At 59.4% G+C, this 25,154-nt stretch carries 22 protein-coding genes; 10 read left to right on the forward strand and 12 right to left on the reverse strand.

Features of this window, described 5'->3' with window-relative positions; genetic code table 11:
* Window positions 1-9 precede the first annotated feature (9 nt).
* The 3 genes from ACIP1G_RS04470 to ACIP1G_RS04480 all read left to right on the forward strand — a co-directional run bounded on the left by ACIP1G_RS04470 (window position 10) and on the right by ACIP1G_RS04480 (window position 2,937).
* Window positions 10-1,029, forward strand: a complete 1,020-nt coding sequence (locus ACIP1G_RS04470) for a proline racemase family protein (RefSeq protein ID WP_400734206.1) — start codon at window positions 10-12, stop codon at window positions 1,027-1,029.
* Window positions 1,030-1,100: 71 nt separating this feature from the next.
* Complete coding sequence (locus tag ACIP1G_RS04475; RefSeq protein WP_400734208.1) at window positions 1,101-2,135, forward strand: proline racemase family protein; 1,035 nt, start codon at window positions 1,101-1,103, stop codon at window positions 2,133-2,135.
* Window positions 2,136-2,229: 94 nt separating this feature from the next.
* Complete coding sequence (locus ACIP1G_RS04480) at window positions 2,230-2,937, forward strand: GntR family transcriptional regulator (protein ID WP_400734211.1); 708 nt, start codon at window positions 2,230-2,232, stop codon at window positions 2,935-2,937.
* A 243-nt stretch (window positions 2,938-3,180) separates the two neighbouring features.
* Here ACIP1G_RS04480 and ACIP1G_RS04485 read toward each other — a convergent pair whose 3' ends face one another.
* From ACIP1G_RS04485 to ACIP1G_RS04525, 9 genes are all read right to left on the reverse strand, one after another.
* Complete coding sequence (locus ACIP1G_RS04485; protein ID WP_400734212.1) at window positions 3,181-4,845, reverse strand: AMP-binding protein; 1,665 nt, start codon at window positions 4,843-4,845, stop codon at window positions 3,181-3,183.
* A 64-nt stretch (window positions 4,846-4,909) separates the two neighbouring features.
* Window positions 4,910-6,445, reverse strand: a complete 1,536-nt coding sequence (locus ACIP1G_RS04490) for an acyl-CoA synthetase (RefSeq protein ID WP_400734214.1) — start codon at window positions 6,443-6,445, stop codon at window positions 4,910-4,912.
* A 46-nt stretch (window positions 6,446-6,491) separates the two neighbouring features.
* Window positions 6,492-7,268: an enoyl-CoA hydratase-related protein gene (locus ACIP1G_RS04495; RefSeq protein ID WP_400734217.1), complete on the reverse strand. Its 777-nt coding sequence runs from the start codon at window positions 7,266-7,268 to the stop codon at window positions 6,492-6,494.
* Complete coding sequence (locus tag ACIP1G_RS04500; RefSeq protein ID WP_400734220.1) at window positions 7,268-8,263, reverse strand: NAD(P)H-dependent flavin oxidoreductase; 996 nt, start codon at window positions 8,261-8,263, stop codon at window positions 7,268-7,270. Before ACIP1G_RS04500 ends, ACIP1G_RS04495 begins: the two co-directional genes overlap by 1 nt.
* Window positions 8,263-9,423: an acetyl-CoA C-acetyltransferase gene (locus tag ACIP1G_RS04505; RefSeq protein WP_400734223.1), complete on the reverse strand. Its 1,161-nt coding sequence runs from the start codon at window positions 9,421-9,423 to the stop codon at window positions 8,263-8,265. Before ACIP1G_RS04505 ends, ACIP1G_RS04500 begins: the two co-directional genes overlap by 1 nt.
* A complete protein-coding gene (locus ACIP1G_RS04510; RefSeq protein ID WP_400734226.1) occupies window positions 9,416-10,213 on the reverse strand; it encodes an enoyl-CoA hydratase/isomerase family protein in 798 nt (265 codons plus the stop codon). The genes ACIP1G_RS04505 and ACIP1G_RS04510 overlap by 8 nt, the downstream gene beginning before the upstream one ends.
* Window positions 10,210-11,277, reverse strand: a complete 1,068-nt coding sequence (locus tag ACIP1G_RS04515; protein ID WP_400734228.1) for a phosphotransferase — start codon at window positions 11,275-11,277, stop codon at window positions 10,210-10,212. Before ACIP1G_RS04515 ends, ACIP1G_RS04510 begins: the two co-directional genes overlap by 4 nt.
* Window positions 11,274-12,449: an acyl-CoA dehydrogenase family protein gene (locus ACIP1G_RS04520; RefSeq protein ID WP_400734230.1), complete on the reverse strand. Its 1,176-nt coding sequence runs from the start codon at window positions 12,447-12,449 to the stop codon at window positions 11,274-11,276. The genes ACIP1G_RS04515 and ACIP1G_RS04520 overlap by 4 nt, the downstream gene beginning before the upstream one ends.
* The gene (locus tag ACIP1G_RS04525; RefSeq protein ID WP_400734232.1) at window positions 12,446-13,207 is read right to left on the reverse strand and encodes an SDR family NAD(P)-dependent oxidoreductase; all 762 of its coding nucleotides are present in this window, start codon (window positions 13,205-13,207) and stop codon (window positions 12,446-12,448) included. The genes ACIP1G_RS04520 and ACIP1G_RS04525 overlap by 4 nt, the downstream gene beginning before the upstream one ends.
* Window positions 13,208-13,402: 195 nt before the next feature.
* On the opposite strand from ACIP1G_RS04525, the gene ACIP1G_RS04530 reads away from it, so the two are divergent.
* The 6 genes from ACIP1G_RS04530 to ACIP1G_RS04555 all read left to right on the forward strand — a co-directional run bounded on the left by ACIP1G_RS04530 (window position 13,403) and on the right by ACIP1G_RS04555 (window position 21,812).
* On the forward strand, window positions 13,403-14,026 hold the full coding sequence (locus ACIP1G_RS04530) for a TetR/AcrR family transcriptional regulator (RefSeq protein ID WP_400734234.1): 624 nt from the start codon (window positions 13,403-13,405) through the stop codon (window positions 14,024-14,026).
* 46 nt (window positions 14,027-14,072) lie between these two features.
* On the forward strand, window positions 14,073-16,718 hold the full coding sequence (locus tag ACIP1G_RS04535; protein WP_400734236.1) for a LuxR C-terminal-related transcriptional regulator: 2,646 nt from the start codon (window positions 14,073-14,075) through the stop codon (window positions 16,716-16,718).
* A gap of 153 nt (window positions 16,719-16,871) precedes the next feature.
* Complete coding sequence (locus ACIP1G_RS04540) at window positions 16,872-18,191, forward strand: MFS transporter (protein WP_400734239.1); 1,320 nt, start codon at window positions 16,872-16,874, stop codon at window positions 18,189-18,191.
* A 67-nt stretch (window positions 18,192-18,258) separates the two neighbouring features.
* Window positions 18,259-19,533 (forward strand): OprD family porin, encoded by a 1,275-nt coding sequence (locus ACIP1G_RS04545; protein ID WP_400734240.1) that lies wholly within the window; start codon window positions 18,259-18,261, stop codon window positions 19,531-19,533.
* Window positions 19,534-19,578: 45 nt separating this feature from the next.
* The gene (locus tag ACIP1G_RS04550; protein WP_400734242.1) at window positions 19,579-20,718 is read left to right on the forward strand and encodes an acyl-CoA dehydrogenase family protein; all 1,140 of its coding nucleotides are present in this window, start codon (window positions 19,579-19,581) and stop codon (window positions 20,716-20,718) included.
* 20 nt (window positions 20,719-20,738) lie between these two features.
* The gene (locus ACIP1G_RS04555; protein WP_400734245.1) at window positions 20,739-21,812 is read left to right on the forward strand and encodes a CaiB/BaiF CoA transferase family protein; all 1,074 of its coding nucleotides are present in this window, start codon (window positions 20,739-20,741) and stop codon (window positions 21,810-21,812) included.
* 72 nt (window positions 21,813-21,884) lie between these two features.
* On the opposite strand, the gene ACIP1G_RS04560 is transcribed toward ACIP1G_RS04555, so the two are convergent.
* Together ACIP1G_RS04560 and ACIP1G_RS04565 are read right to left on the reverse strand one after the other, a co-directional pair.
* Window positions 21,885-22,865, reverse strand: coding sequence for an NADPH:quinone oxidoreductase family protein (locus tag ACIP1G_RS04560; RefSeq protein WP_400734248.1), 981 nt, complete (start codon window positions 22,863-22,865; stop codon window positions 21,885-21,887).
* A 47-nt stretch (window positions 22,866-22,912) separates the two neighbouring features.
* Window positions 22,913-23,590: a nitroreductase gene (locus ACIP1G_RS04565; protein ID WP_400734250.1), complete on the reverse strand. Its 678-nt coding sequence runs from the start codon at window positions 23,588-23,590 to the stop codon at window positions 22,913-22,915.
* 97 nt (window positions 23,591-23,687) lie between these two features.
* Between ACIP1G_RS04565 and ACIP1G_RS04570 the strand changes: the two genes are divergently transcribed.
* The gene (locus ACIP1G_RS04570) at window positions 23,688-24,566 is read left to right on the forward strand and encodes a LysR family transcriptional regulator (RefSeq protein ID WP_400734252.1); all 879 of its coding nucleotides are present in this window, start codon (window positions 23,688-23,690) and stop codon (window positions 24,564-24,566) included.
* Between the two features lie 175 nt (window positions 24,567-24,741).
* Here the strand turns inward: ACIP1G_RS04570 and ACIP1G_RS04575 are convergent, their stop codons facing one another.
* A complete protein-coding gene (locus tag ACIP1G_RS04575; RefSeq protein ID WP_400734514.1) occupies window positions 24,742-25,116 on the reverse strand; it encodes a Rid family detoxifying hydrolase in 375 nt (124 codons plus the stop codon).
* Window positions 25,117-25,154: the final 38 nt, after the last annotated feature.

The raw sequence follows: 25,154 nt of genomic DNA on the forward strand, positions 1-25,154 counted from the left end.
GTAACACCCATGCGTTGGAAACAGACGCTTCAGCTGGCTGAGGTGCACTGCGAGGGCGAGATCGGCAAGGTCATCACCGGGGGCGTCATCGGCGTCCCGGGTGCCACCATGCTCGACAAGATGAACTACATCAACGAAGTCGACGACAGCCTGCGCCGCCTGGTGACGCTGGAGCCGCGCGGCTGCCTGCAGATGTCGGTCAACCTGTTGCTGCCGCCGACCCGGCCCGAAGCTCAAGCCGGCTTCATCGTGCTACAGGCCGACAAAGCCCACCCGATGTCGGGCAGCAACTGCATCTGCGTGGTCACGGCCCTGCTCGAACTGGGCATGGTGCCCATGCAGGAGCCGGAAACTACGGTCGTCCTCGACACGCCAGCAGGCCTGGTCACCGCTCGCGCCCAGTGCGCAGACGGTCGCTGCCTGAACGTGTCGCTGGACATGGTGCCGGCCTTTGTCGAGCACCTGGACCTGGCGATCGAAACCGAAGCCTTCGGCACCATCAAGATCGATGTGGCTTTCGGCGGTGTGTACTACGCGCTGATCGACGTCGAGCAGGTCGGGCTGTCGATTGCACCGGAAAATGCCCGGCAGCTGGCCGATGCTGGCGTAGCGCTGAGGGAAGTGATCAACCGCCAATTGAACATCCAGCACCCCTTGCTTCCGTCAGTGAACGAGGTGGCCTATGTGATGTTCCGCAACCGCCTGGACGACCGCACCTACCAGACCTGCACTACCCTGCCCCCGGGCCGGGTAGACCGGTCGCCCTGCGGCACCGGCAGTTCGGCCAATCTGGCCACTCTGGCCGCGCGCGGCAAAGTACAGACCGGGGATCACCTGGTATCGCGCTCGACCATCGGCGGCCAGTTCCAGATTGCCCTGCTCGGCAATACAGAAGTCGCCGGCAAGCCGGCGGTACTGCCTCGGGTAACTGGGCGAGCCTGGCTGTACGGCCTTCAGCAGTTGGGGGTCGATCCAGATGATCCGCTCGCTGCAGGCTTCATGCTCAGTGACACCTGGGGAGAAGGCTGACCGCATTGCCCCTACAGCCATGCCCGGACACCCCGGGCACGGCTTTCTGATGCCCTCAACGGAGTAAAGCCATGCGTTTCAAGCAAGTGCTGTCTGTAGTGGATTGTCATGCTGAAGGTGAAAGCGGGAAGGTCATCGTCGGGGGTGTGGGCCAGGTGGCAGGCCATACCATGTTCGACAAACGGGTCCATCTGGAAACGCACATGGACCATATACGCAAACTGGTACTGTTCGAGCCGCGAGGCGCGGTTTGGCACAACGCCAACATCATTCTGCCCTCCAATCACCCTGAAGCAGACATGGGGTATGTGATCCTCGAGACTACCGAGTATCCCGCGATGTCTGGCTCAAATACCATGTGCGTTGCGACTGTACTACTCGAAACCGGCATCTTGCCGATGCACGAGCCGGTGACACAGCTGACGCTCGAATCTCCAGCCGGCCTCATTCGCGTCCGCTGCGAATGCAAGGACGGCAAAGTCACCAGCGTGCGTTTGGTGAACCAGCCTGCCTTCTGCTACCACCGCGACTGCAACATTGAGGTAACAGGGCTCGGTACCGTCCGAGTAGACATCGTCTATGGTGGTATGACCTACGCAATGGTCGAGGCCGCAGACCTCGGGTTCAGCATCGCCCCATCCGAAGCCCGGGAGCTGTGCGATGTGGGGCAGCGCATCAAGCAGGCAGCCGTTGAGCAATTGCCTGTAGAGCACCCGCTCAACCCGGCGATTCCGGGCATCACCAATACCGAGTTCACGGGCCCGCTGCGCCGTGAGAACGGTGTCCTCCATTCCAAAAACTGCGTGGTCGTATCACCGGGGCGCTGTGACCGCTCCCCTTGCGGGACTGGCTCCTCGGCGCGACTGGCTTTGCTACACGCTCGAGGCCTGATTGCTCCAGGTGAGTCATTCATCCATGAGTCGATCACCGGTAGCCGATTCACCTGTAGTATCGATGGCCTGAGTGAAGTCGGGCCCTACGCTGCCGTGATTCCCGCCATCGCGGGTCAAGCCTGGATCACGGGCTTCTACCAAATGGGTATAGATCCTACCGATCCTTATCAAACGGGCTTCACACTGTCTGATACCTGGATGGAAAGCATCTGATCAAGCGACTGCCATGACTCATTAGGCGGCCGACAGGAGTTGCACCATGACAAGGCCCGGCCTGTATGATATGGGCCAGAACTGATGAGACCTGATGATGACAAAAGATAACGATAAAGAAAGTGGGGTGCGCCGCCACAGTGGTCGCTATATCTATGAAGAGCTGCGCAAGCAGATTCTGACCCTGCAACTCAAGCCCGGGGTGCAACTTGACGAAGTATCGCTTGCCGCTCAGTTCGGGCTGTCTCGCTCCCCCGTGCGAGATGCACTGGCTCGGCTGATTACTGAAGGCCTGGTGGTCATTCTTCCGAACCGTACAACCTTGGTCACTCCATTCGAGATTGAGGAGTTCCCCAACTACATCTCTGCCCTGGACCTGATGCAACGTGCAGTCACACGCCTGGCAGCCACTCAACATCGTGCGGAAGATCTCGAAAAAATCCGCAAGGCCGACGCCGACTACCTCAAGGCAGTAACAACGGGTGACTTCCAGTCCATGTCGGAGTTGAACAAAGCCTTCCATATGGCCATTGCCCACGCTGGTCGCAACCCCTATTTCATCAACTACTACGAGCGCCTGTTGGGCGAAGGTCAACGTTTGCTTCACCTGCACTTTGACCACGTCGTAAGTTCGGCCAGCGCCCACAAACTGGGTCGCGACCATGACGAGATCATCGAGGCCATCGCTGCGCGGGATGCCGATGCGGCGGAAGCGGCTGCGCATGAGCACACCATGTTATTCCAGCGACGCTTCCTTGACTACATGCAGCAGAACCTGACAGCGCGCATGTCGGTGGCTTAAGGTACAAGCATTACCCAGGCGCGGACCGATGCCTCAATCTGAGAGCCAAAGGCCGCGCGTACCTGCACCGTAGCACCTCCCATCTTGGGGCCTCGAGGTTCTTGTGGGCCCGATATATTCCGGCGGCGTTTCATACAACGCCTGCGGCGCCCTTCTGGCATTACATCTGAACTGCCCTGGAGCGCAAGTAGCGAGCGCAAAGCCATTATCGACCTGACCTTGAGCACCGATGGCGAGCGCCCGTCAGCGAAGCGCTCGTCGCAACAACTTACCGGTGGCCGACCTGGGCAGTTCCGCCTTGATTTCCAGGATCCTGGGATACTTGTAAGCGGCAAGATTGGCTTTGCAATGTTCGATCAGAACCTGCTCTGTAACCTCAAAACCAGGGCGCAGAGACACCGCAGCCTTGACGGTCTCGCCCCGGTAGCTGTCACTCACGCCTACGACAATGGCTTCTAGAACTGCGGGGTGACTGTACAGTACATCTTCGACTTCTCTTGGCCACACTTTGTATCCACTGACGTTGATCATGTCTTTCTTGCGGTCGACCAAGTAAAACCAACCCCGCGCATCCATGAAACCAATATCGCCGGTGCGCAGCCAACCGTCTTGCATGACTTCGGAGGTCGCCTGCGGCTGCTGCCAGTAGCCCTTCATAACCTGCGGGCCCTGGTCGATGATTTCCCCGGGCTCACCCACGGGTACGACGCAGCCCAGATCATCGATGATGCGTACTGAAGTGTTGAACACAGGCACACCCACCGAAATGGCGCCTGACTGCGGATCTACCGGTGCCCGCTCGCCGAAAGGTACCAGGTGGGTGGGAGAGCAGGTTTCGGTCATACCAAAAGCGTTATGGATGTAGTGGCCGCTGAAGGATTCGAACGCCTGCGAAGTGGCAGGCGAAATGGGCGCACCACCGGAGTAGATAGCACGGAAGCTCGCAAAGTCTGCCCGGCTAGCACCGGGTGCATTCATAAGGCTCAAGAACGCAGTTATGGCGCCGATGGTGAAAGTAGGTCGCCGCCGGCGAATGTGCTCCAGCATCACCTCGGGGTGAAAGCGGTGGGCTAGAATCAAGGGGCAAGGGGTCGATAGCGCAAGTGCCACATGTGCCACGATCCCTGTGACATGAAATAACGGCGCGATACCCAGGATACAATCATCTGGCGTAATGCTTACCCAGTCCCGATAGGTCTGTGCGTTGAACACAAGATTGCCGTGCGTATTCATGGCAGCTTTGGGTTTGCCCGTCGTGCCGGAGGTATACGTCAACATGGCAACGTCGTCGGCGCTCAACAACGCAGGTGATATTACCGTCGAAGGACGAGCAGAAGCGATTACTGCCTGTAGGTCGACAACCCCTTGCTCCACCGCTAGCCGACTATTGCCTTCCATGACTCTGGTGTCGTTCGTCGACTGGCCATCGAGCATGGAGGTTGTCACGATGATATCGACCTGCGACCCCAGCTCTTCTATGGCTGCTTTGGCTACCTCCAAATACAGTGAATCCAGGCATAACAGCGCGCGGGCACCACTGTCCTGAAGAATGAACGCCAGTTCCCGAGCCTTGTTCATGGGGTTGATCGCTACGGCGATCCCACCCGCCTTCCAGCTCGCCAACATGCCGATGACGAAGGCAGGGTTGTTCTGGAGAAAAAGGCCGAGTCGATCACCCGGCATGAAGCCTCGCGCAATCAAGGCACCAGCCAACGCGGTAGAAGCCCGGTCTACCTCACCCAGCGTCATGCTGTTATCGAAATAGTGAAGTAGCACCTGATCCGGGGCTCTGCGAGCCGACTCAATAAAAGCCTCGAGCATGCTGTCGAAGGCCGGTGTGATCTCGGCGGGCTGCCCACTGCCGTAGAGTGAAAGCCAGGGTCTTCCGTCGTAATGCTCAACGCTCATGCGCGAAGTCTTCCTTGTTCTTGGTCCGCAGCGCACTGGCTGGTGCCAGCCAGCGCGCCTTCGATCATGCACTCAATGCCTGGTGCGCCGCTTCGTACTCGGCCTTTAGCAATCGCTTCATCAGCTTTCCTGTCGGTTCACGCGGCAGTTCATTTCGAAAATCGAACTGCTGCGGGCATTTGACTCCACCCAAGGCATCGCGAACGAATTTACGAAGCGCCTCAGCCAGCTGGGCGTCACCAGCGACCCCCGCACGGGGCTGAATCACCGCAACGACTCGCTCGCCCATTTCATCATCAGGGGCACCAAACACGGCAGCATCCTCAACCTGAGGATGTGTAATCAACAGATTCTCGATCTCCTGAGGGTAAATATTGACGCCGCCCGAAATGATCATGAAGCTCTTGCGATCGGTCAGGAACAGGTAACCATCCTCATCAACCCAACCGATATCGTTGAGCGTTGCCCAGCCCTTGTCGTTATAGGCCTGGCGAGTCTTTTCCGGATCATTGTGGTATTCGAATTTCGGGCCATCCGCGAAATAGACATCACCTTGAATACCGGCTGGGACCTCTTCGCCATCCGGCCCAAGGATCTTCACTTGCCCTAACACCGCACGCCCGACCGAACCAGGTTTGCTCAGCCACTGCGCTGAGTCCAAGGCGGTGATGCCACAGGTTTCGGTACCCGAGTAGTACTCATGAATGATCGGCCCCCACCATTCGATCATGGCATGCTTCACCGGTACCGGACACGGCGCAGCGGCATGTATGACTGCCTTTAGCGAACGGTGGTCGTGCTGTTGACGCGCTTGGCTGTCCAGCTTGAGCATACGCACGAAGTGAGTCGGCACAAAGGTCGCGTGGGTGATGCGATGCTGCTCGATCAAGGCCAGCGACTGCTGCGCGTCGAAGCGCTCCATGACCACTACAGTGCCGCCAAAGCGATGAATGACCATGGCCCAGCGCAAGGGTGCTGCATGATACAGCGGCGAGGTCGATAGGTAACGACTGGCACCGTCCATGCCGTACAAGCTTTCACCCAACTGCATGAGCGGCGTCTTCGCCTCGATCGGCCCTTCAGGCAACTGGGGTTTCACCCCTTTGGGGCGCCCGGTCATACCCGATGAATACAGCATGTCTGAGCCCGCGCTGGGGTCGCTGACCATCGTGACCGGCATCTCCTCGCAGGCCTTCAGGAACGGCGTGCGGCCAGGAGCATGACTGAAGACGCTCAACGCCATCGACGCCACTTGGTCGACAGCCTGCTCGGCAACCTGGGAGTAGTCCTTGCCAGCAATCAGTACTTTGGTTTCGGAGTTTTCCAGCACATAGGCCAGATCACCGGCGGAGGTCTTGGTCGAGACCGCCGTCAGGTACAGCCCGATACGTTGGGTGGCCCACGCCACCACAAAAATTTCGAAATCATTGCCCAGCACGACCGCAACGGTGTCGCCGCGCTTGAGACCCAGGTTTCTCAGCAGTTGCGCGCCTTGGTTGGCGAGTGCATCGAGTTCTCCATAGGTCATCACTTCATTGCTTGATGCCAGGATACAGGCCGGCTGATCGGGGCAGGTTCTGGCGTGAATCAACGGGTGCATGGCGTGTCCTCTTATTGTGATTGTTGGGTTGCGCAACACGTGCCGATCAGCGCCCCTGCCACCTTGGCGGGCGCTTCTCGGCGAAGGCCTTCGGTCCTTCGATGGCATCCTGGGACTTGAGCATGGCCTGCACTTGCGGGTAGTCCCATTGCTCAGCCAGCGCCTGTGCCACAGGCACATCCAACCCACGCATCACTGCCTCCTTGGTCGCACGCACGGACAGCGGACTGCACGACAGGATATCGTCCGCCCAGCGGCGCGCAGCACCCATGACGTCTCCTTCCACCACTTCGTTGACAAAGCCCAATTGGAGTCCTTCGGTGGCACTGACCCGACGCCCGGTCAGCAACATGCCCATGCTACGCTTCAAGCCAATCAGGCTGGGAAGGCGCTGCATACCTCCGGCAAGCGCCGCGAGGCCAACCTTGGCCTCGGGTAACGCGAAAGAAGCATTGGAGGCAGCCACGATGATGTCGCACGCCAATGCCAGCTCGAAACCACCGCCCATAGCCACACCGTTGACGGCGGCAATCACCGGTTTGTGCAAATCGAATCGTGAGGCGAGCCCGCCGAACCCTTTGTCAGGCGTGCCCAGGTTGGCATCATCGGCCTGTTGTTTGAGGTCATGCCCTGCGCAAAACGCCTTGGCCCCGCTGCCCGTGAGAATGGCCACCCACTGCTCGTCATCGTTGGCGAAATCATCGAAGGCCTGCTGAAGCTCTTCATGGGCCTTATAGTTCAGGGCGTTGTACGCTTCCGGCCGCTGCAGGGTGACGACGGTCAAGCGACCTTCACGCTCCACACTGATAAATTGATAGTCCATCACACGGTCTCCAGCGATTGGGCAAGCATGCCGCTGAGGCGGCGGTCGATGATGTTGCGCGCGTCACTGACCATTCGTTCAATAAGCACTTCACAGGTCGGGATATCCCGGATCAGCCCTTGGATCTGCCCGGCCCAGACCAGCCCGGCGTCCAGATTGCCAGTCTCGAGTGCTTCTCGCCCCTTGGCGCCCGAGACATAACCGCGGATATCTTCGAAGGTTGCGCCCGGCGCTTGCGACAAACGCACCACTTCATCGGAAACGCTGTTTCGCGCCACTCGGCCGGTGTTGTGGAAGCGTCGGAAGATCAGGTTGGTCGAGCGCTCGTCGTTGTTCACCAGGAAGGATTTGATCGCATCGTGGATGGGGGCTTCCTGGGTCGCGCAGAAACGCGTGCCCATGTTCACGCCTTCGGCGCCCAACGCCATGGCCGCCGCCAGACCACGGCCATCGCCGATACCACCACTGGCGATGATCGGGATGCTGACCTGATCGGCAGTAGCGGGTATCAACACCAGTCCGGGAATGTCATCTTCCCCCGGGTGCCCCGCACATTCGAAGCCGTCGATGGAAATGATGTCGACGCCCATGCGCTGTGCCGAAACGGCATGACGCACCGCCGTACATTTGTGGATCACGGTCAGACCGTGGGACTTGAAGGCTTCCACGTGTTCTTGAGGCTTGTTACCCGCTGTTTCGACAATTCGCACCCCCGACTCGATGATCGCCTGCCGGTACTCGGCGTAAGGTGGCGGATTGACCGAGGGCAGAATGGTCAGGTTCACCGCAAACGGTTTGTCGGTCATGCTGCGGCAGCGGTCGATTTCCCGGCGTAAGTCGTCCGGTGTGGGCTGCGTGAGCGCGGTGAGAGTACCCAGGCCACCGGCATTTGATACCGCACTGGCCAGCTCGGCACGCCCCACCCACATCATGCCGCCCTGTACGATGGGATGGCGAATGCCCAGCAGTTCGGTCACACGGTTGCGAAAGGCCATTACAGTACCTCCAGGATCGTCACGTTGCTGACGCCACCGCCTTCGCACATGGTCTGCAAGCCATAGCGCTTGCCGCGGGCCTTCAGGGCATGGATCAGGGTTGTCATCAGTTTGCTGCCCGACGAACCCAGCGGGTGGCCAAGGGCGATGGCACCTCCGTTCACGTTCAGGCGTTCAGGATCTGCTTCAAGAGCGTCGAGCCAGGCCAGCGGTACCGGTGCGAACGCTTCATTGACTTCGTACAGGTCGATATCGGCGATGCTCATGCCAGCCTTCTTCAATGCCTTTTTGGTGGTGAAGACAGGTTCCTCGAGCATGATCACAGGGTCACCTGCAGTCACGGTCATGTCGACGATACGGGCAATGGGTGTCAAACCGTGGGCCTTCAGGGCTCGCTCGCTGACCACCAGCACGCCAGAGGCGCCGTCGCACACCTGGCTGGCATTTGCGGCGGTTACTACACCGCCTTCCTGCAACGGCTTGACCGCGGCGATGCCCTCCAGCGAGGCATCGAAGCGAATCCCTTCATCCACCAGATGCAGGCCATCGCCGACGGCCAGGCCGATGATTTCGTCCTTGAAGGCTCCAGAATGGGTGGCTTGAGCAGCCCGCTGATGGCTCTGCAAGGCAAATCGATCCAGCGTCAGGCGGTCATAGCCATACTTCTCGGCCAGCATTTGCGCGCCACCAAACTGGCTGAAGGTGTTGACGCCGAAGCGCTGTTTGATGCGCTCACTGAATGGACCAATGCCGATGCCCTCTTTTTCGTGAAAGGACATGTTGGAGAACATCGGCACGCGGCTCATGCTTTCCACGCCGCCGGCAATCACCACATCCTGCATGCCTGACATCACCGCTTGCGCGGCGAACTGCACAGCCTGCTGCGAACTGCCGCACTGGCGATCGACCGTAACCGCCGGCACGCTCTGGGGCAGCTTCGAGGCCAGCACCACATTGCGCGCAAAGGCAAATGCCTGCTCACCCGCCTGGGTCACGCAGCCGATGATGACATCGTCCACCGCAGCCGGGTCGATGCCCGTGCGATCCACCAGCGCATTGAGCACCTCAGCGCCCATGTCGGCCGGATGCCACCCGGCCAACTTGCCGTTACGGCGCCCACCAGCCGTACGCACCGCCGCAACTATGTAAGCATCAGCCATGACTCAACTCCTTCTTGTTCTTCTGGGTTCGCTGCGCGACGAAAGCGCCGACTTTGTCGAGGACATAAGCGTGGGTCGCCAGCATGGAAATACTGCGCGCTTCATGTTCGAGCTGTGTTTCAAGGGGCGTCCCGAGGGTATCGAGCAGAAGCCTGCGAACCCGACCCAGTGCTGGAACATGCATCGCTGCCAGGCTTCGCGCCACCGCCATGCCTTCGACATGCAGTTGTTCAGCCTCGACTACCCGCGTGATCAGGCCAAGCGCCTTGGCCTGGTCCGCACCCACGCGTTGATTGAGCATGATGATTTCCTGGGCACTGCGCAGCCCCACCAACCGGGGCAGCAGCCAGCTGAGGCTGCCGTCAGGGCTTAATCCGATGGCGCCATAAGCCGGCGTGAACGATGAGCCCGCCTCGGCCAGCACAATATCGCCCACCAGCGAAAGGCTCATGCCCGCACCCGCCGCAGCGCCGTTGACCAGCACGACCAGGGGCTTTTCCATCCTCATCAGCCTGGAGACCGCCAAGTGCAAGGTACCCGCGAGTTCACTGAGGAACCCCGGTATACCGTTGCCGGCGGCCACGAATGCATCCAGGTCGCCGCCGGCGCAGAACAGCTTGCCGCTGCCGGTCAACAACACGCACTGCACTTCGGTGGCCTGATCGCACGTGATGACAGCCTTGAGCAGCGCCTGGGCCAACGGCAGGTCGATAGCATTGCCTTGCAGCGGCCGGTTCAAAGTGATGGTGGCTATACCCTGTTCTATCTTGAGCAGTACACAATCGTTCATCGGCAACCCTCCAGGGCACGGCAGGCGAGCTCGGCGAGTACGGGGAAACTTTTTGCCCGTTCACGCGCATGCGCTGATGCGGCGGTACCACGAATGACCCGGCCTTTGATGCCATGGAATATGGCAGCCATGCGGAACAGGTTGAAGGCGATATAGAACGACCAATCCGGGATCGAATCGCGCCCGGTCCGCTCGCAGTACGCCTGCACGTATTGCGCTTGCGAAGGTATGTTCAAGCGCTGCAAGTCTGCACCCGCCAACCCTGCAACGATATCGGGTGGCATCTGGTACATCATTGCGTGGTTGGCGAAGTCGGCCAGCGGATGCCCAAGGGTGGACAGCTCCCAATCCAGTACAGCCACGACTTTCGGCTCGGTGGGATGGAAAATCATGTTGTCGCAGCGAAAGTCGCCATGCACGATACGTGTTTCGTCACCTGCCGGAATATGCTTAGGTAACCACTGCACCAGCCAGTCCATGTTCGGGTTGCGATCCGCCGCCTCATCTTCCAGGTACTGGCGGCTCCAGCGGCTGATCTGCCGGGCGAAGTAGTTGCCGGTCCTGCCGTAATCCTGCAGCCCGACCTGCGCAGGGTCGATGCTATGCAACGCGGAAAGCGTCTGGTTCATCGCATCGAAGTACCTGGGGCGTTCATCGTGGCGAACATCCGGCAGGGTAGCGTCCCAGAAAATTCTGCCTTCGACCTTTTCCATCACGTAGAAAGGTGTTCCTAGCACAGACGAGTCTTCGCAAAGGCCGAAGATCTTCGGCACGTTGAAACCCACCTTACCCAGCGCCTGCTGCACCTGAGCTTCCCGCTCGATCGAGTGGGCACCTTTGAGCAATACACCCGCCGGTTTGCGTCGCAGCACATAGCTGCTGGTCGGCGTAGTGATCTGGTAGGTTGGGATGGACTGCCCACCCTTGAATTGCAGCACGGTCATAGGCCCACTGAAGCCCTCGACATTGGCCTGCATCCAGCGTGCAAGGGCCTGCTCATCAATGAGCATTCCTGGCCGGATGGCATCCGCACCGGCATTGGCTTGCTGCTCCAGAATATTCATTCCCTGGCCCTCGCCCACTCGCGCTTGATTGTCTTCGCCAGCGACCACTTGTGAACTTCAGTGGGGCCGTCGTAGATGCGGAATGCCCGTATTTCCCGGAACACCTGTTCAACGATGGAGTCTTCGGTGAGGCCGCTGCCACCCATGACTTGTACGCATCGATCCGCCACCCGCATCAGGATCTCACTGACCGCCACCTTGGCCATGGAGCTTTCGGTGCCGCCTGCGGCGCCGCCGTCCAGCACACTCGCGCACCACTGAATCATCAACTCGACCTGTTTGAGATCGATCAGGTTTTCGGCCAGGCTGAAGCCAGTGCCTTCGTGATCGATCAACAACTTGCCGAAAGCCATGCGGCGGTTGGCGTAATCGGTGGCGATTTCGTTGGCCCGCAGACAAGCCCCGTACCAGCGCATACAGTGCGACAGTCGGGCAGGTGCCAGCCTGACCTGGGCATAGCGAAAACCTTCACCCGCGTTACCGAGCATCTGCTCGGCGGGCACCCGCAGGTTGTCCAGGGTGACCACCGCATGGCCACCCGGCATCGAGCTGTCGATCGTGCGAGGAATGCGCTCGATGCGAATGGCCGGGTTCGGTAGCGAGACCAGGAACATGCACGCACCTTCCTCGGCCTTGGCCATGACAATGCCGATTTGCGCACCTTGGGCGCCGGTGATGAACGCTTTGCGCCCATTGATCACCCAGCTATCACCCTCACGGTGACAATGGGTACGCATCATGGATGGATCAGAGCCTGCGCCCCCGTCTTCGGCTGGCTCGGTCATGAAGAACGCTGATCGCGCCCTGCCAGTCACCATGGGCTCCAGGAAATGCTGCCTGATGTAGGCACTGCCGACTTTACCCAGCAGGTACATGTTGCCTTCATCTGGCGCGCAGGTGTTGCAGGCCAGCGGCCCCAAAGGCGACAGACCGGTACGTGCGAGCACCAATGCGGTACCTTGCTGGCTCAGGTGATTACCGTCAGCGAGAATATGCGGTGTGAGCACACCGGCCTCACGTGCTTTTTCGCGCAGCTCCAGCACCAGTTCGTCTGTCGGGCAGTCGTGGTGGTCGCGACGGCGGTCCTTTTCGTAGGGCACCACGACCTCACGGACAAACCGCTCGACACGTTCGGCAATCGCAGACGCCAGTTCGAGGTCATTCACGTTCATCGGGCTGCCATCCTGATTGCGCCGTCCAGGCGAATGACTTCACCGTTAAGCATCGGATTCTCGACGATCGACTGGACCAGTTGGGCAAACTCGTCGGGTTGCCCCAAACGACTAGGGAACGGCACTTGCTGCCCGAGCGACTGCTGGGCGTCTTGTGGCAGCGAAGCCAGCAGTGGTGTGAGGAAAATGCCCGGCGCAATGGTCATTACGCGGATGCCATAGCGGGCAAACTCACGGGCCAGTGGCAAGGTCATGCCCACGATTGCGGCTTTGGAGGCAGCATAAGCAGGCTGTCCGATCTGCCCATCGAAAGCGGCAACGCTGGCGGTGTTGATGATAACGCCACGCTCCTCGCCCTCCTGCTCGGACGCGTGCAAGCGGGCCGCAAACTTGGACAAGACGTTGAAGCTGCCGTTGAGGTTGATATTGACGATGCGTGCAAAGTCGCTCAATGCCAGCGCCTTACCCTCACGATTGATCGCTTTGGCGGGCGGACCGATGCCTGCGCAGTTGACCAGGATTCGCGCTTTGCCGTGCACGCCCTCGGCGGTTTCAAGCGCGTGCTCCACCGCCGCCTCATCGGTGACATCGGCCTGGATGAACAAGCCGCCAATAGCGGCCGCATGGCTTTCACCCAACGCTGGGTTGAGGTCAATGATCGTCACCTTGGCCCCCGCCGCAGCCAGGCGAGCGGCAACCGCACCACCCAGCCCGGACGCGCCGCCGGTAATCACTGCTGGCACATCTTGAATCTTCATCGAGCACATCCTCTTGCTTGTTCTTATCGGGATAGACATCGCTGGAGCGTGCAGGTGGAGACACTTAAAAACCAGAAAGTAGACCACCTACTCGTGAGTAGGCTAGAATTCTGACCATGGCCCTGTCAAGGTTGTGCACGATGAAAAAACGGCCGGGCCGCAAGCACACGAGCCGTATTCGATACCGCGAACTGGATGACCAACGTGACTGAAACCTCACCCTTTCAAACTGCAAGTCAGAAACAGAACGAACGTGAGGCGAAGCGCCAGGCTGTACTGCGCGCTGCCGTGCGCATATTTAACGAGCGAGGGTTTCATGCCACCTTGTTGGAGGATGTCGCGGTCAGCCTGGGCATTTCCAAACCCACCATCTATCACTATCTGGGTAACAAGGAGCAGGTCCTGCTCCAATGCGTCCTGCATGGCCTGGAGCAACTGATCGAAGCCGCGGCTTCTGCCCGACAGGAGCCTGGCCGCGGCATCGACCGGTTGCGCAACTACCTGAAGCGCTACGCCGAGATCAACATGGATGACTTTGGCCGCTGCGTGATTCGCACCGGAGATGAAGCCCTCTCCGAGGAAGGCCGCAGGCAGTTCAGGGCATTGAAAGGGGAAATCGATCTGGCCATGCGCGCACTGATCGAAGAGGCCATCAGCGACGGCTCGATCGCACCCTGCAATTCCAAGTTGCTAGCGTTTACCCTGGCGGGTGCGCTCAACTGGCCCGCTCGCTGGTTTTCTCCGGAGGGCAAGCAAACCAGGGAAGAGGTGGCGGCGCAGATGGTCGACCTGCTAACGGTTGGTTTCGCACCGCGCTGAAGGCCTATTGCGACAGGGAAAGTACGTGGAGACAAAGGAGAAGATCATGCTCACCCTGCACAGCGATCCGGATCCAACCTTTACGGGCCCCCTGGTTTTGTCTACGCAAGTCAACCGCTCCCACCTGCTACCGATGATTAGCCGGGCAGCGGGTACCATGACGCTGCTGTGTGCATCCGCCGGCTTCGGTAAAACCACGACCTTGGCACAGGCCTTCGAACAATTCACTCAGGCAGGTATTGCAACTGCATGGCTCAGTGCGAAGCCCACTGACAACGACTTGTCGCAGTTTCTCAATTGCCTGGACAGGATCGTCAGGCATCTGCGCATCGCGCAAGCGGGTTGCGATGCCATTACTAGCCTGACGAGCCACAAAGCGCCCTTTGCCCTGTTCGTGGACGAACTGGAAAATATCCAGGAGGCATCCGTCCTGGCACTGCTTCAGGAAATCGCGCTGCATCTTCCACACCGCGCCTACCTGATTGTGGCGACACGCTCGACCCCGCCCATGGCGCTTTCCCGGCTGCGGGTCAGCGGCCGGCTCACCGAAATCAGCGCCAGTGAGCTGCGCTTCGATCTCGATGAGAGCAAGGCGCTTTTCACCACTCAACTCAACGCGGGCAACCTTTCGCTCGCAGATGTCGAGCACTTGCATGGCAAGACTGAAGGCTGGCCAGCCGCCTTGTGGCTGGCAGCGATTGCCCTTAAACGCAGCGAGTCGCGGATGGACTTCATCGACCAGTTCTCCGGCTCGACGGGCACTGTGGCCCAGTATTTGAGTGAAGTGGTCCTGGCCGAACAGCCCGCGGCTGCCCGAGTTTTTCTTTTGCGCATCAGCGTGCTGAGGTCATTCAACCTGGCATTGTGCGAGGCCCTCAATCAGCAGGCTAACAGCCGGGAGATGATCGAACAGCTTCAAGCTCAGAGCCTGGTACTGTCCATAGAATCGAAGTGCGGATATTGGCGATTCCATGGCCTTTTCGCTGAGTTTCTGCGCGACCGGTTGATCAAAGAAACGCCCAGCCTGTGGCAAACCCTGCACTTGCAGGCATCGCAGTGTTACGAGGCCTTGGGGCACGCTGTGCTGGCCATCGATCATGCTGTTCAGGGACAGGCATTCGAACAGGCCATCGGGCTGCTTGAACGGCACACCGAGTCGCTTCTGGAACAAGGTCGTATGCGCCTGCTGCGCCACTGGTTCACATCGATTCCGCAAGGCCTGATTGAAGCGCGTCCGGCCTTGTATACGATGTCCATCTGGGCGACCGCTCTGACCGAGGGGGCGCATGTCGCGGGTGAACAACTGGCACGCATCGACTGGCGCAACAGCTCGGACCTGGTTGTACGCAACCACGGCGCCGCGCTCTATCCCACATTGCTCGGCATGCAGGATCGCTGCGAAGAGGCTGTCACTGCCGGCAGACACGCCCTGGAAAACATGCAGGCTGGGCACAACTTTGCCAGCGCCACGCTACTCAATGCGATTGCACACCAGACCCTGATCATCGGCGATGCCAGGGATGCCCAGTTGATGCTCGATACGGCCCGCCGGCTGCATGGAGGTAAAAGCCTGTTCAACCGGATGTATTCGGAAACCACCGAAGGGTTGATTGACCTGCTTCACGGTCGCCTGCGCCATGCTTCTGCCCGCTTCCGGCTGGCCATCGAGGCCACCCGTGCCACACGCAACAAACATACTCATGGCAATGCCTGGGCGGGAGTGCTCTACACCGCGACCACCTACGAGGCCAATGATCTCGACACAACGCGGCACCTGATCAACGTCTATCTGCCGCTGGCCCGTGAAGTCGGGGTGCCTGACCATCTGATCCTTATCTACTTGCTCAAATGCAGGCTCGCCTTTGCTGAAAACGATCTCGATACTGCGCTGCAGGCGATGACCGATCTGGAGTACCTCGGCCACAGCCGAATGCTGCCCCGCGCGGCAGCGGCTGCGCAACTTGAGCGCGCCAAGATGCTGTTGATCCAGGGCAAGGCAGCCGCCTCGCATGATGAGTTGACACGTGCGGACGACCCGGCAATCTGGGCGCGCGAATGTCGCCAGCGCTTACTGGCACACGACATTCATTACCTGCGACTGGCCAGGCTGAGGTGGGACATACATTTCGCTGATCCTGTTGCAGCGCTACGGCAGATTAACGACGACCTCGACGAAGCCTACGCTTCGGGGCGGCGCCATCGTGCGTTGGTTCTGCAGTTACTCAAGGTGCTCGCGTTGCACCGTTGCGACAATATTCTTGCTGCTCACAAGGAACTCCAGGAGGCGCTGATTTTTGCCGCCCAGGAGGGCTATGTGCGCACACTCCTTGATGAGGGCCCTTTGCTGGCCAGCATTGTTGCAGAGTTCAAGCACGCCTATGAAGCGCGAAAATCCAGGGACCCCCTCCTCTCGGACTACTTGCGCGGCCTCGCCCTTGCCTTCGGCGCAGTTGATGTGGACGAGCATTGCAACACCGCACTACCGCCATCGTTGGCAGACCCGCTGACGCGCAAGGAAATCGAAGTACTCAAACTGCTGACCGAAGGTTGCTCGAACCTCGACCTGGCTGACCGGCTGCACGTGTCCAACAGTACCGTTCGCACTCACTTGCGCAACATCAACGCCAAGCTCGACACCAACAGCCGCACCCAGGCAGTAGCCGTGGCTCGCAGGCTGGGCCTGGTGTCCTGACGCCATCGGGAAAATCGTCTTTTACGACGATTTTCCTCGCCCCCCTTCTCCATAGACTGGACCTAGACACTCGCGGTTTGCACACAGAGGCAAACCTGGCGTCCGGCTATGCAGTTTCGCCGATCCAACAACAATAATTAATGGGATTACGCAATGAACGAGCAGAGTACGTCCTTCACCTATGCCGACAGTAAAGTGCACCCTGGCCGCTGGTACGCGGTAGGTTGCCTGATCATCTTCTACGCCATCTCGATGGTCGACCGCTTCATCCTTTCCGCAGTTGCTCAACCCGTCAGTCAAAGCCTGGGTTTGACGAACACACAGATGGGCCTGCTGCTGGGGGCAGGGTTTGCCATTCTGTATTCTGTTGCGGGCATACCGGTCGCCTACCTCATCGATAGAGGCAACCGCACACGCATTATCCTCATCGGCGTGTCGCTGTGGTCGCTGATGACCGCTGCATCGGCATTTACCACCGACTTCAGCACGCTGCTCATCTGCCGTGCGGGTGTCGCCATCGGCGAAGCCGTGCTGACACCTGCCGCAATGTCCCTGATCGGCGATATGTACCTGCGCAAGGAAAGAGCGCTGCCAACCAGCCTGTACATGGCGACCGGCAATATCATGGCTACGGGCGCATTTCTTATTGGCGGAGCCGTGTACCAATACGCAGGTACGCAACAGCTGATGCCTGCAATGGAAGCTTGGCGCTTCACCCTGTTCGCCGTGAGTTTGCCTGGGTTCCTGATGGTGGTGTTGTTTGCACTGAGCGTGCGTGAGCCTGCACGGGTCACATCGCAACCCACCGAACACAAAACCACGGTTGATGCGCTGCTGCCATTCCTCGTCGGTAACAAAGCGATGTTCATCCCATTCTTCCTTGCGACCGGGATGATTTCATCGTTGACGCTCGGGGTCATTTCCTGGGCTCCAACACTGTTGATCCGCCTGCATGAACTCACCGCCTCCCATGCCAGCTATGTGTTCGGATCTGTGGGGCTGCCCACCTCGGTTTTCGGCACTCTGTGCCTGCCCTGGCTGGCCGGCAAACTGCAGAAAGCTGGTCGGCCGGATGGCATCATCCTGATTCTGATGCTGTCGGTTGCCATTCCGGTACCCGCCATCATTGCGGGCTTGTTATCGGGCCAATACTGGCTGCTGGTTACGGCATTCGCCATTTGCATGATGTTCCTGCCCAGCATCTCGGTGATGACCTGCCTGGGCATGCAGATGATCAGCCCTTCTCGCCTCAGGGCACGCACCGTTGCGGTGAACCTGCTGGTGATCAACCTGTTCGGCTACACCGTTGGCCCATTCCTCAGCGGCCTGCTCGCTGACCGGGTGTTCAGCGGGCCTGCCGCCATTGCCTTTGCGCTGGCCACCATGGCCGCAGTCATCGGGCCCGTCGCGATTCTGGGCTTCCTGTTCGCACGCCGTCACTTTGGCCAGATGATGAGCGCGCAGAAAGACTGAGCACGCGGTTCACCCAGGCCAACAGTACGGCCATGACTCCAAACAAAAATAAGACTGGAGCCTTTACATGACTTTTCGCACCGCAGCGCTGCTGATCTCGACGTTGCCACTGTCGATTTACGCCCAAGCACAAAGCCCGTTCTTCACCGAAAGCTCGGCCAGCGTTCTGCTGCACAACTACTACATGGATCGGGACTACAAGGACCCGCAAAACCCTGCGCTCAAACGCGAGCTGCGCGAGTGGGCCCAGGGTGTGACGCTTGACTTCAAGTCAGGCTATACCGAAGGGCCGGTGGGCTTCGGGCTGGACCTGAGTAGCATGACCGGCATAAAGCTCGACTCCTCCCCGGACAGGGCGGGTACACAACTTTTACCCGTAGATTCGAAAGGACGCGCCGAAGACGACTTCAGTACTTTCGGTGGGATTGCCAAGATGCGTGTTGGCCAGTCGAAGCTCAACAGCGGTCGAATGGTACTTCTCCTCCCTGTTGCATACTCGAGCCCCGGCAGACTGCTGCCACAAACTTTCCAGGGCACCACCTTCCAGTCGGAGGACATTGATAATCTGACACTGATGGCTGGCTACCTGGACCGGATCAAGTTCAGGGACTCAAGCAACTACGAGAACATTCGGGTCACGGCGCAGAACGGCCGCTTCCGTGACGTGGACTCCAGCGGTTTCACCTATGTTGGCGCGAAATACAAGGCAACCCCGAACCTCACTGCCAGCTATTACCACGCCACCTTGAACGATATCTATCGCCAGGATTATGTGTGGCTGGTGCATGACTTGCCGCTGGGCCCTGGTAGCCTCAAGACCGACTTCCGTTGGGCCAAGTCGAGAGAGGACGGTGCGGCCAATGCCGGCAAGGTCGACAACGACAACTACGGCGTCGTGTTCCGCTACTCCCTGGGCGGCCACACGTTCAGCACCGGTTATATGGCCCTGTTCGGCGACACCGCCCAGCCTTACATGGGCCGCAGCGAACCCTCCCCAACCGTGGAAGGTGCCATCGCCACCGACTTCCTGAATGCCAAGGAACGCACCTGGCAAATACGTTATGACTACAACTTCGCCGCCGCCGGCATTCCTGGCCTTACCGCCATGCTCTGGCACATGCGTGGTGACAACATCGAATTACCAGACCGCATGGGCGGTAGCGGCCGCTACGAACGCGAAAGCCAGGCCCAGGTGGCCTATGTAATCCAGTCCGGCCCCCTGCAAGGCCTTGGCTTCAAGGTCCGCCATGCCTGGTATCGCAACGACTTCACCCAGGCGGCGACCTTCCGCGACAACAACGATCTGCGTGTGAACGTCCTTTACACCTGGAAACTCTGGTGAGACCGGTCAGGGCGCCGTTTGGACGCGCCCTCAACAGGAGACTGTATGCAACGTTTCGGCTTCAGTACTGAACATGACATTTTTCGTGAGAGCTATAGGGCGTTCCTGCAAAAAGAGGTATTGCCACACAAACAATCGTGGCGTGAGGCAGGCATCGTTCCGCGGGAGATGTTCAAGAAGATGGGCGAACTCGGCTATCTGCTGGTCTGGGCCGACGAAGAACACGGCGGGCTGGGGATGTGGGATTTCCGTTACCAGCAGATCATGATCGAGGAAGATAACCGCTTCGGTGAAGTGGGCTTCTATCACACCTTGCACAGCCGACTGGTGGCCCCCTACATCAAGCACTTCGGCAGCCCGGCACAGCAAGCCCGCTACCTGCCGGCATGCGCTACCGGCGAGAGCATCCTGGCTATTGCAATGACCGAGCCGGATGCCGGTAGCGATCTCGCAGGCATGAAGACCCGCGCCCAAGAGCGAGATGATCACTGGCTGCTCAATGGTGCGAAGACCTATATTTCCAACGGTATCAATGCCGATGTGGTGCTGGTCGCCGCCAAGACCTCCCCGGACAACCCTCGGCAGATTGGCCTGTTTCTGGTTGAGCGCGACATGCCAGGTTTTGCCCGCGGCAAGCGCCTGGAGAAAATGGGCCTTCATGCACAGGACACCGCCGAGCTGTTCTTCAATGATGTGCGAGTCCCCAAGCAAAATGTGCTGGGCGACGTCGCATCGGGGCTGCAGTACCTGAAAACATCGCTGGTCGAGGAACGATTGATCTCCGCGGTGGGCTCGCTGGCCAATGCTCAATGCGGATTCGACCTGACGCGCGACTATGTGACGGAGCGCAAGGCGTTCGGCAAGAAAGTTGCCGACTTCCAGAACACCCGCTTCATCATGGCCGACCTGGCTGCAGAGCTTGAGGTCGCTCAAGTCTATGTCGATCATTGTGTGGCCCAACACAATGCTGGTGAGCTATCAGTGCAGTCGGCCGCCAAAGCCAAGCTGGTCACCAGCGAGTTGGAGTCGCGGGTCATGGATGCGGGCGTACAGCTGCACGGTGGCGCCGGCTACATGCAGGAATATGAAATCTGCCAGCGCTTCCAGGACGCCCGTGTCTCACGCATCTTTGCCGGTAGCTCGGAAATCATGAAAGAAATCATCGCACGCGCGGTCTTTGCCTGACCAACGCCAAAGGAGGAAACATGGGACCGCTCAAAGGGATCAAAGTCGTGGAGCTTTCCGGGATCGGGCCAGCCCCCTTCGCGGCAATGGTACTGGCCGACCTCGGCGCAGACGTCGTGCGTATCGTGCGGCCCGGTACCCCGGTCGACCCCGCGGATGTGCTGAGCCGCAACCGACCTACCGTGGAGGTCGACATACGCAGCGTTCAGGGGCAAGCCGACGTGCTAGGCCTCACCGCGAAGGCTGACATCCTGATCGAAGGCTTTCGGCCGGGGGTAATGGAAAAGAACCATCTTGGGCCAGTTGAATGCCACGCCGTCAATCCGCGCCTGGTGTACGGGCGCATGACAGGCTGGGGGCAGACCGGTCCACTGGCGCCTGCAGCGGGACATGACATCAACTACATCGCCCTCACCGGTGCACTGCACAGTATTGGCCGGCCGGGCGAAGCGCCACCTCCTCCCGTGAACTATGTGGGTGACTTCGGCGGCGGTGGCATGCTGCTGCTCGTCGGCGTGCTGGCCGCCCTTCATGAAGTCACGCGCTCCGGAGCCGGCCAGGTGATCGACGCGGCCATGACCGACGGAACCACACTGCTGACCAGCTTCATTCATGGTTTGCGAGCAATGGGGCATTGGGGCAACAAACCGGGCAGTAACCTGCTCGATGGCGCGGCGCCCTTCTATGATACCTACCGGTGCGCCGACGGCCGCTTCGTAGCGATCGGGGCGATCGAGCCGCAGTTCTATCAGCAGCTGCGCACACTGTGCGGCCTTGAGGACAGCCTGTTCGCCGAGCAGATGAACTGCTCGAAATGGCCATCGCAAAAGCAGGCCATGGCAGAAATCATCGCCAGCCGCAGCCGTGACGAATGGTGCACGCTGCTCGAAGGGACCGATGTCTGTTTTGCACCCGTGCTTGATTGGGAAGAGGCGCCACAGCACGCCCACAATCAGGCCAGGGAAACATTTCTTACTGTCGGGGGTGTGGTTCAACCCGCCCCGGCGCCCAGGTTTTCTCGCACCTCGCCAGCCACACCGCAACCCGCCCGTGCCTCAAGCCTTGGGCAGGTTCTGCAAAGCTGGAGCAGCTGAGGCGCAAATCGCTCAAAGCTGAAACAAACAAGGGGGCCCGGATCGGGCCCCCTTGTTCGTTTCAGCCGAGATTCAGCCCTCGGCCACTTGCACCACAGTTTTGCCAAGGCCCTTGCCAGAGAGTGCAAACTCAAGCGCCGGCGCGAATGCATCAAAACCGAATACTTTGCCAATGGGGGGCGCCAATCGCCCTGCCGCCACCCAGGCCAGCAATTCCTGTACATGGGCGGCGCTCTTTTGTGCTTCGTAGATCTGGAACTGCCGCACATCGACGCCCACCAGCGAAGCGCCTTTGAGCAGCGGCAGGTTGGCACGAAGCGACGGGATGGGGCCACCGGCAAAGCCCACGACCAGATGGCGGCCACCCCAGGTCAGGGATCGGAAGGCTGGCTCGAACAGCGGACCGCAGACGGGATCGAACACCACATTCGGCCCTCTCTGATCACACAGTTCCTTGACCTGATCACGGAAGTTTTCTGCAGCCGATTCAATCACATGATCGGCCCCCAAGCGCTTCACGAACGCGCGCTTCTCGTCTGACGATGCGACGGCGATTACCCTGGCGCCCAGGCATTTGCCAATCTGCACGGCAGCGCTGCCAACCCCACCGGCAGCACCGATGACAAGCAAGGTATCCCCTGCCTGCAGATTGGCTCGATCACGCAATCCGTGCAGCACGGTCAGATAATTGATCTTGAAGCCAGCTGCCTGGGCAAAATCCATGTTCGCCGGAATACGGGTGACCATCGACGCCGGGGCAACTGCCAATTCCGCCAAACCTCCGTGGATCTGGGTGATAACACGATCACCGGCGGCAAACCCTTCGACACCTTCGCCGACCGCCTCGACCCAGCCGCTGACTTCTTGCCCTGGAACATGAGGCAAGGGCGGCTTGACCTGATAACGCCCTAGCGACTCCAGCGCGTCGACATAACCGAGGCCGCAGGAGGCTATACGCAGCAGCAGTTCGCCTGCCGCGGGTACCGGATCAGGTGCGTGCACCATCCGGTAATGATCGATCGACTCCAGATTATTGGTTTCTACCCGCTTCATCTGTCTCTCCGGTCTAGGTATTTACAGGTCGCTAAACGGACATCCGCTTATCTGAAGCCTCTGAATTCGGCAATGGCCGAAAGCGGCTCACGTTCGGTGCGCAGCGTGTTGATGGGATGCTCGGGGTCGGCATAGCCCAAGGAGATCCCACAGAACACCATCAACTCCTCAGGGAGTTCCAGTTGCCGCTCCAACGTTTCATGCACCAGCGTCCAGCAGGCCTGCGCACAGGTAGCCAAACCCCGCTCCTGGGCAAGCAGCATCAGCGTCTGCAGGAACATGCCGAGATCCGCCCACTGCCCTTGGCCCATGCTGCGATCGACAGCGAGCAGCATGCCAACCGGGGCATCGAAGAAAGTGAAATTGCGAGCGAACTGTTTGCCACGGCCAATGCGGTCATCGCGCGCGACCTTCAAGGTGGCATAGAGGTCTTCACCACACTTGACCCGCCGCGCCTGGTAATCGGCCTTGAGATCTGGCGGATAGATTGGATAGCCCATGCCCTCGCCGCGAGGATGACGGGCAAGCGTGTCAGCAACCTCCCCCTTGAGCCGGGACAGGCTTGACCCCGCGAGCACGTACAACTTCCAGGGCTGAAGGTTACCGCTGGAGGGTGAATAACGGGCCGTATCGACGATCTCCCGCACTAACGCCTCGTCTACTTCACGTGGCAAGAAGGCACGGCTTGAGTGCCTGTTCATCACTGCATGCTTTACCGCGGACATGGCGCCTCGCCTTTTCTTCTCGGACTTGGAAGAATCCTATCCTTGCGAAATACGGATTAAAATAGTAGAAAACCGATTTCACTAATGCATTTTGTCGATGAAAATAACCTCCCTTGCCGAAGTAGAAGCGTTCCTCGCTGTGGCCGAGTGCAAGAGTTTTGGTGGCGCTGCACGTGACTTGGGCATCGCTCAATCAACCGTCAGCCGCCGTATCACCAACCTGGAAGAGCGCCTCGGGCATCAGCTGCTTCTCAGAACCACCCGCAAAGTTGCCCTCACCGACGCCGGCATTGGTTACGCGGCCGATCTGCGCACCGTGCTGACCGAACTGGAAAATGCTGACGCCCGCCTGCAGCAAGGCTTGCTATGTGCCGAAGGGGTAATTCGCGTGACAATGCCCACTGCCTTTGGCCGTGCATTTGTGCTCCCCCGGATCGCTCGCCTCACCGCCCACTACCCGCGCCTGCGTTTCGAGATCGATCTCTCGGACCGTTATGTCGATCTGCTCGACGGGGAATACGATGTGGCCATTCGCATGGCTTCACCGGCTCAGTCGGGTGTGCGCTACGAAAAGATCCACCAATTCACCTTGGCGCTCTGTGCAGCGCCTGATTATTTGCACGAACTCGGTACGCCTGACGATATTTCCCAGCTGGCCGATCACGCGTGCCTGGCGCAGCGCGTCTATGCGCCAGTCAACAGCTTCCCGGTTACTTGGAAAGGCCATCAGACCCAATTGCAGATCAATCCGCGGATCAATGTAAGTGATTCCACATCACTGCGCACACTGGCCTTGGCTGGAGCCGGCCTGGCGGTGTTGCCGGATTATCTTGCAGACGAGTCCCTCGCCTCAGGAGAACTCACCCGTGTGCTGCCAGAGCTGAAATTTGCCGATTACGATGTTTTTGCGAGTTACCTTCGGCACCGGGGCGAGACGGAAAAAGTGAAGGTTTTCTTGAGGGCCTTGCGTCGCTGAGTTCGCGCCACGAGCGGGTGCCTACACCGGTTGAGATTAACTTTCGATCATAGAACTGTTGGTCGATGCTCTAGCGCAAAGCTTTCAGGGTTTCGCGTACAGCATTTCGGTGGATAGCCAGAGAAGACCATCATGGAAGCGGCGCTCCACAGGGGCCAGGAGCGCCCGAGCGCCGTCAGCCCATGTGGATGACGGCCTCGATTTCAACCTCGCTGCCCAACGGCAACGCTGCCACGCCAATAGCGGCCCGTGCCGGATAGGGAGCGTTGAAATACCGAGCCATCACTTCGTTCACCATCGGGAAACACGAAAGGTCCGTGAGAAAGATATTTACCTTGAGGGTATTCTCCAGCTTTCCACCGGCAGCCTCGACGATGGTCTTGACGTTCTCGAACGCCTGCACGATCTGACGCTCCGTGCCTTCGACGATTTTCATGGTGGCGGGGTCCAGCGGCACTTGACCAGAAAGGTACAGGGTGTCGCCTGCCCGTACGGCGTGGGAATAAGTACCAATGGCAGCAGGTGCTTGCTGGGCGATGATGTGTTGCATAGCCTGAATGCTCTCCAGTTCAGTATCAGAATTTCCAA

Source organism: Pseudomonas sp. NPDC089392 (assembly GCF_044749595.1).
GTDB lineage: Bacteria > Pseudomonadota > Gammaproteobacteria > Pseudomonadales > Pseudomonadaceae > Aquipseudomonas.

What these genes read in the sequence shown, in the direction of transcription:
- ACIP1G_RS04470 (WP_400734206.1), top strand. Translation starts at nt 10, where the DNA reads ATGCGTTGGAAACAGACGCTTCAGCTGGCTGAGGTGCACTGCGAGGGC.
- ACIP1G_RS04475 (WP_400734208.1), top strand. Translation starts at nt 1,101, where the DNA reads ATGCGTTTCAAGCAAGTGCTGTCTGTAGTGGATTGTCATGCTGAAGGT.
- ACIP1G_RS04480 (WP_400734211.1), top strand. Translation starts at nt 2,230, where the DNA reads ATGATGACAAAAGATAACGATAAAGAAAGTGGGGTGCGCCGCCACAGT.
- ACIP1G_RS04485 (WP_400734212.1), bottom strand. Translation starts at nt 4,845, where the DNA reads ATGAGCGTTGAGCATTACGACGGAAGACCCTGGCTTTCACTCTACGGC.
- ACIP1G_RS04490 (WP_400734214.1), bottom strand. Translation starts at nt 6,445, where the DNA reads ATGCACCCGTTGATTCACGCCAGAACCTGCCCCGATCAGCCGGCCTGT.
- ACIP1G_RS04495 (WP_400734217.1), bottom strand. Translation starts at nt 7,268, where the DNA reads ATGGACTATCAATTTATCAGTGTGGAGCGTGAAGGTCGCTTGACCGTC.
- ACIP1G_RS04500 (WP_400734220.1), bottom strand. Translation starts at nt 8,263, where the DNA reads ATGGCCTTTCGCAACCGTGTGACCGAACTGCTGGGCATTCGCCATCCC.
- ACIP1G_RS04505 (WP_400734223.1), bottom strand. Translation starts at nt 9,423, where the DNA reads ATGGCTGATGCTTACATAGTTGCGGCGGTGCGTACGGCTGGTGGGCGC.
- ACIP1G_RS04510 (WP_400734226.1), bottom strand. Translation starts at nt 10,213, where the DNA reads ATGAACGATTGTGTACTGCTCAAGATAGAACAGGGTATAGCCACCATC.
- ACIP1G_RS04515 (WP_400734228.1), bottom strand. Translation starts at nt 11,277, where the DNA reads ATGAATATTCTGGAGCAGCAAGCCAATGCCGGTGCGGATGCCATCCGG.
- ACIP1G_RS04520 (WP_400734230.1), bottom strand. Translation starts at nt 12,449, where the DNA reads ATGAACGTGAATGACCTCGAACTGGCGTCTGCGATTGCCGAACGTGTC.
- ACIP1G_RS04525 (WP_400734232.1), bottom strand. Translation starts at nt 13,207, where the DNA reads ATGAAGATTCAAGATGTGCCAGCAGTGATTACCGGCGGCGCGTCCGGG.
- ACIP1G_RS04530 (WP_400734234.1), top strand. Translation starts at nt 13,403, where the DNA reads ATGACCAACGTGACTGAAACCTCACCCTTTCAAACTGCAAGTCAGAAA.
- ACIP1G_RS04535 (WP_400734236.1), top strand. Translation starts at nt 14,073, where the DNA reads ATGCTCACCCTGCACAGCGATCCGGATCCAACCTTTACGGGCCCCCTG.
- ACIP1G_RS04540 (WP_400734239.1), top strand. Translation starts at nt 16,872, where the DNA reads ATGAACGAGCAGAGTACGTCCTTCACCTATGCCGACAGTAAAGTGCAC.
- ACIP1G_RS04545 (WP_400734240.1), top strand. Translation starts at nt 18,259, where the DNA reads ATGACTTTTCGCACCGCAGCGCTGCTGATCTCGACGTTGCCACTGTCG.
- ACIP1G_RS04550 (WP_400734242.1), top strand. Translation starts at nt 19,579, where the DNA reads ATGCAACGTTTCGGCTTCAGTACTGAACATGACATTTTTCGTGAGAGC.
- ACIP1G_RS04555 (WP_400734245.1), top strand. Translation starts at nt 20,739, where the DNA reads ATGGGACCGCTCAAAGGGATCAAAGTCGTGGAGCTTTCCGGGATCGGG.
- ACIP1G_RS04560 (WP_400734248.1), bottom strand. Translation starts at nt 22,865, where the DNA reads ATGAAGCGGGTAGAAACCAATAATCTGGAGTCGATCGATCATTACCGG.
- ACIP1G_RS04565 (WP_400734250.1), bottom strand. Translation starts at nt 23,590, where the DNA reads ATGTCCGCGGTAAAGCATGCAGTGATGAACAGGCACTCAAGCCGTGCC.
- ACIP1G_RS04570 (WP_400734252.1), top strand. Translation starts at nt 23,688, where the DNA reads ATGAAAATAACCTCCCTTGCCGAAGTAGAAGCGTTCCTCGCTGTGGCC.
- ACIP1G_RS04575 (WP_400734514.1), bottom strand. Translation starts at nt 25,116, where the DNA reads ATGCAACACATCATCGCCCAGCAAGCACCTGCTGCCATTGGTACTTAT.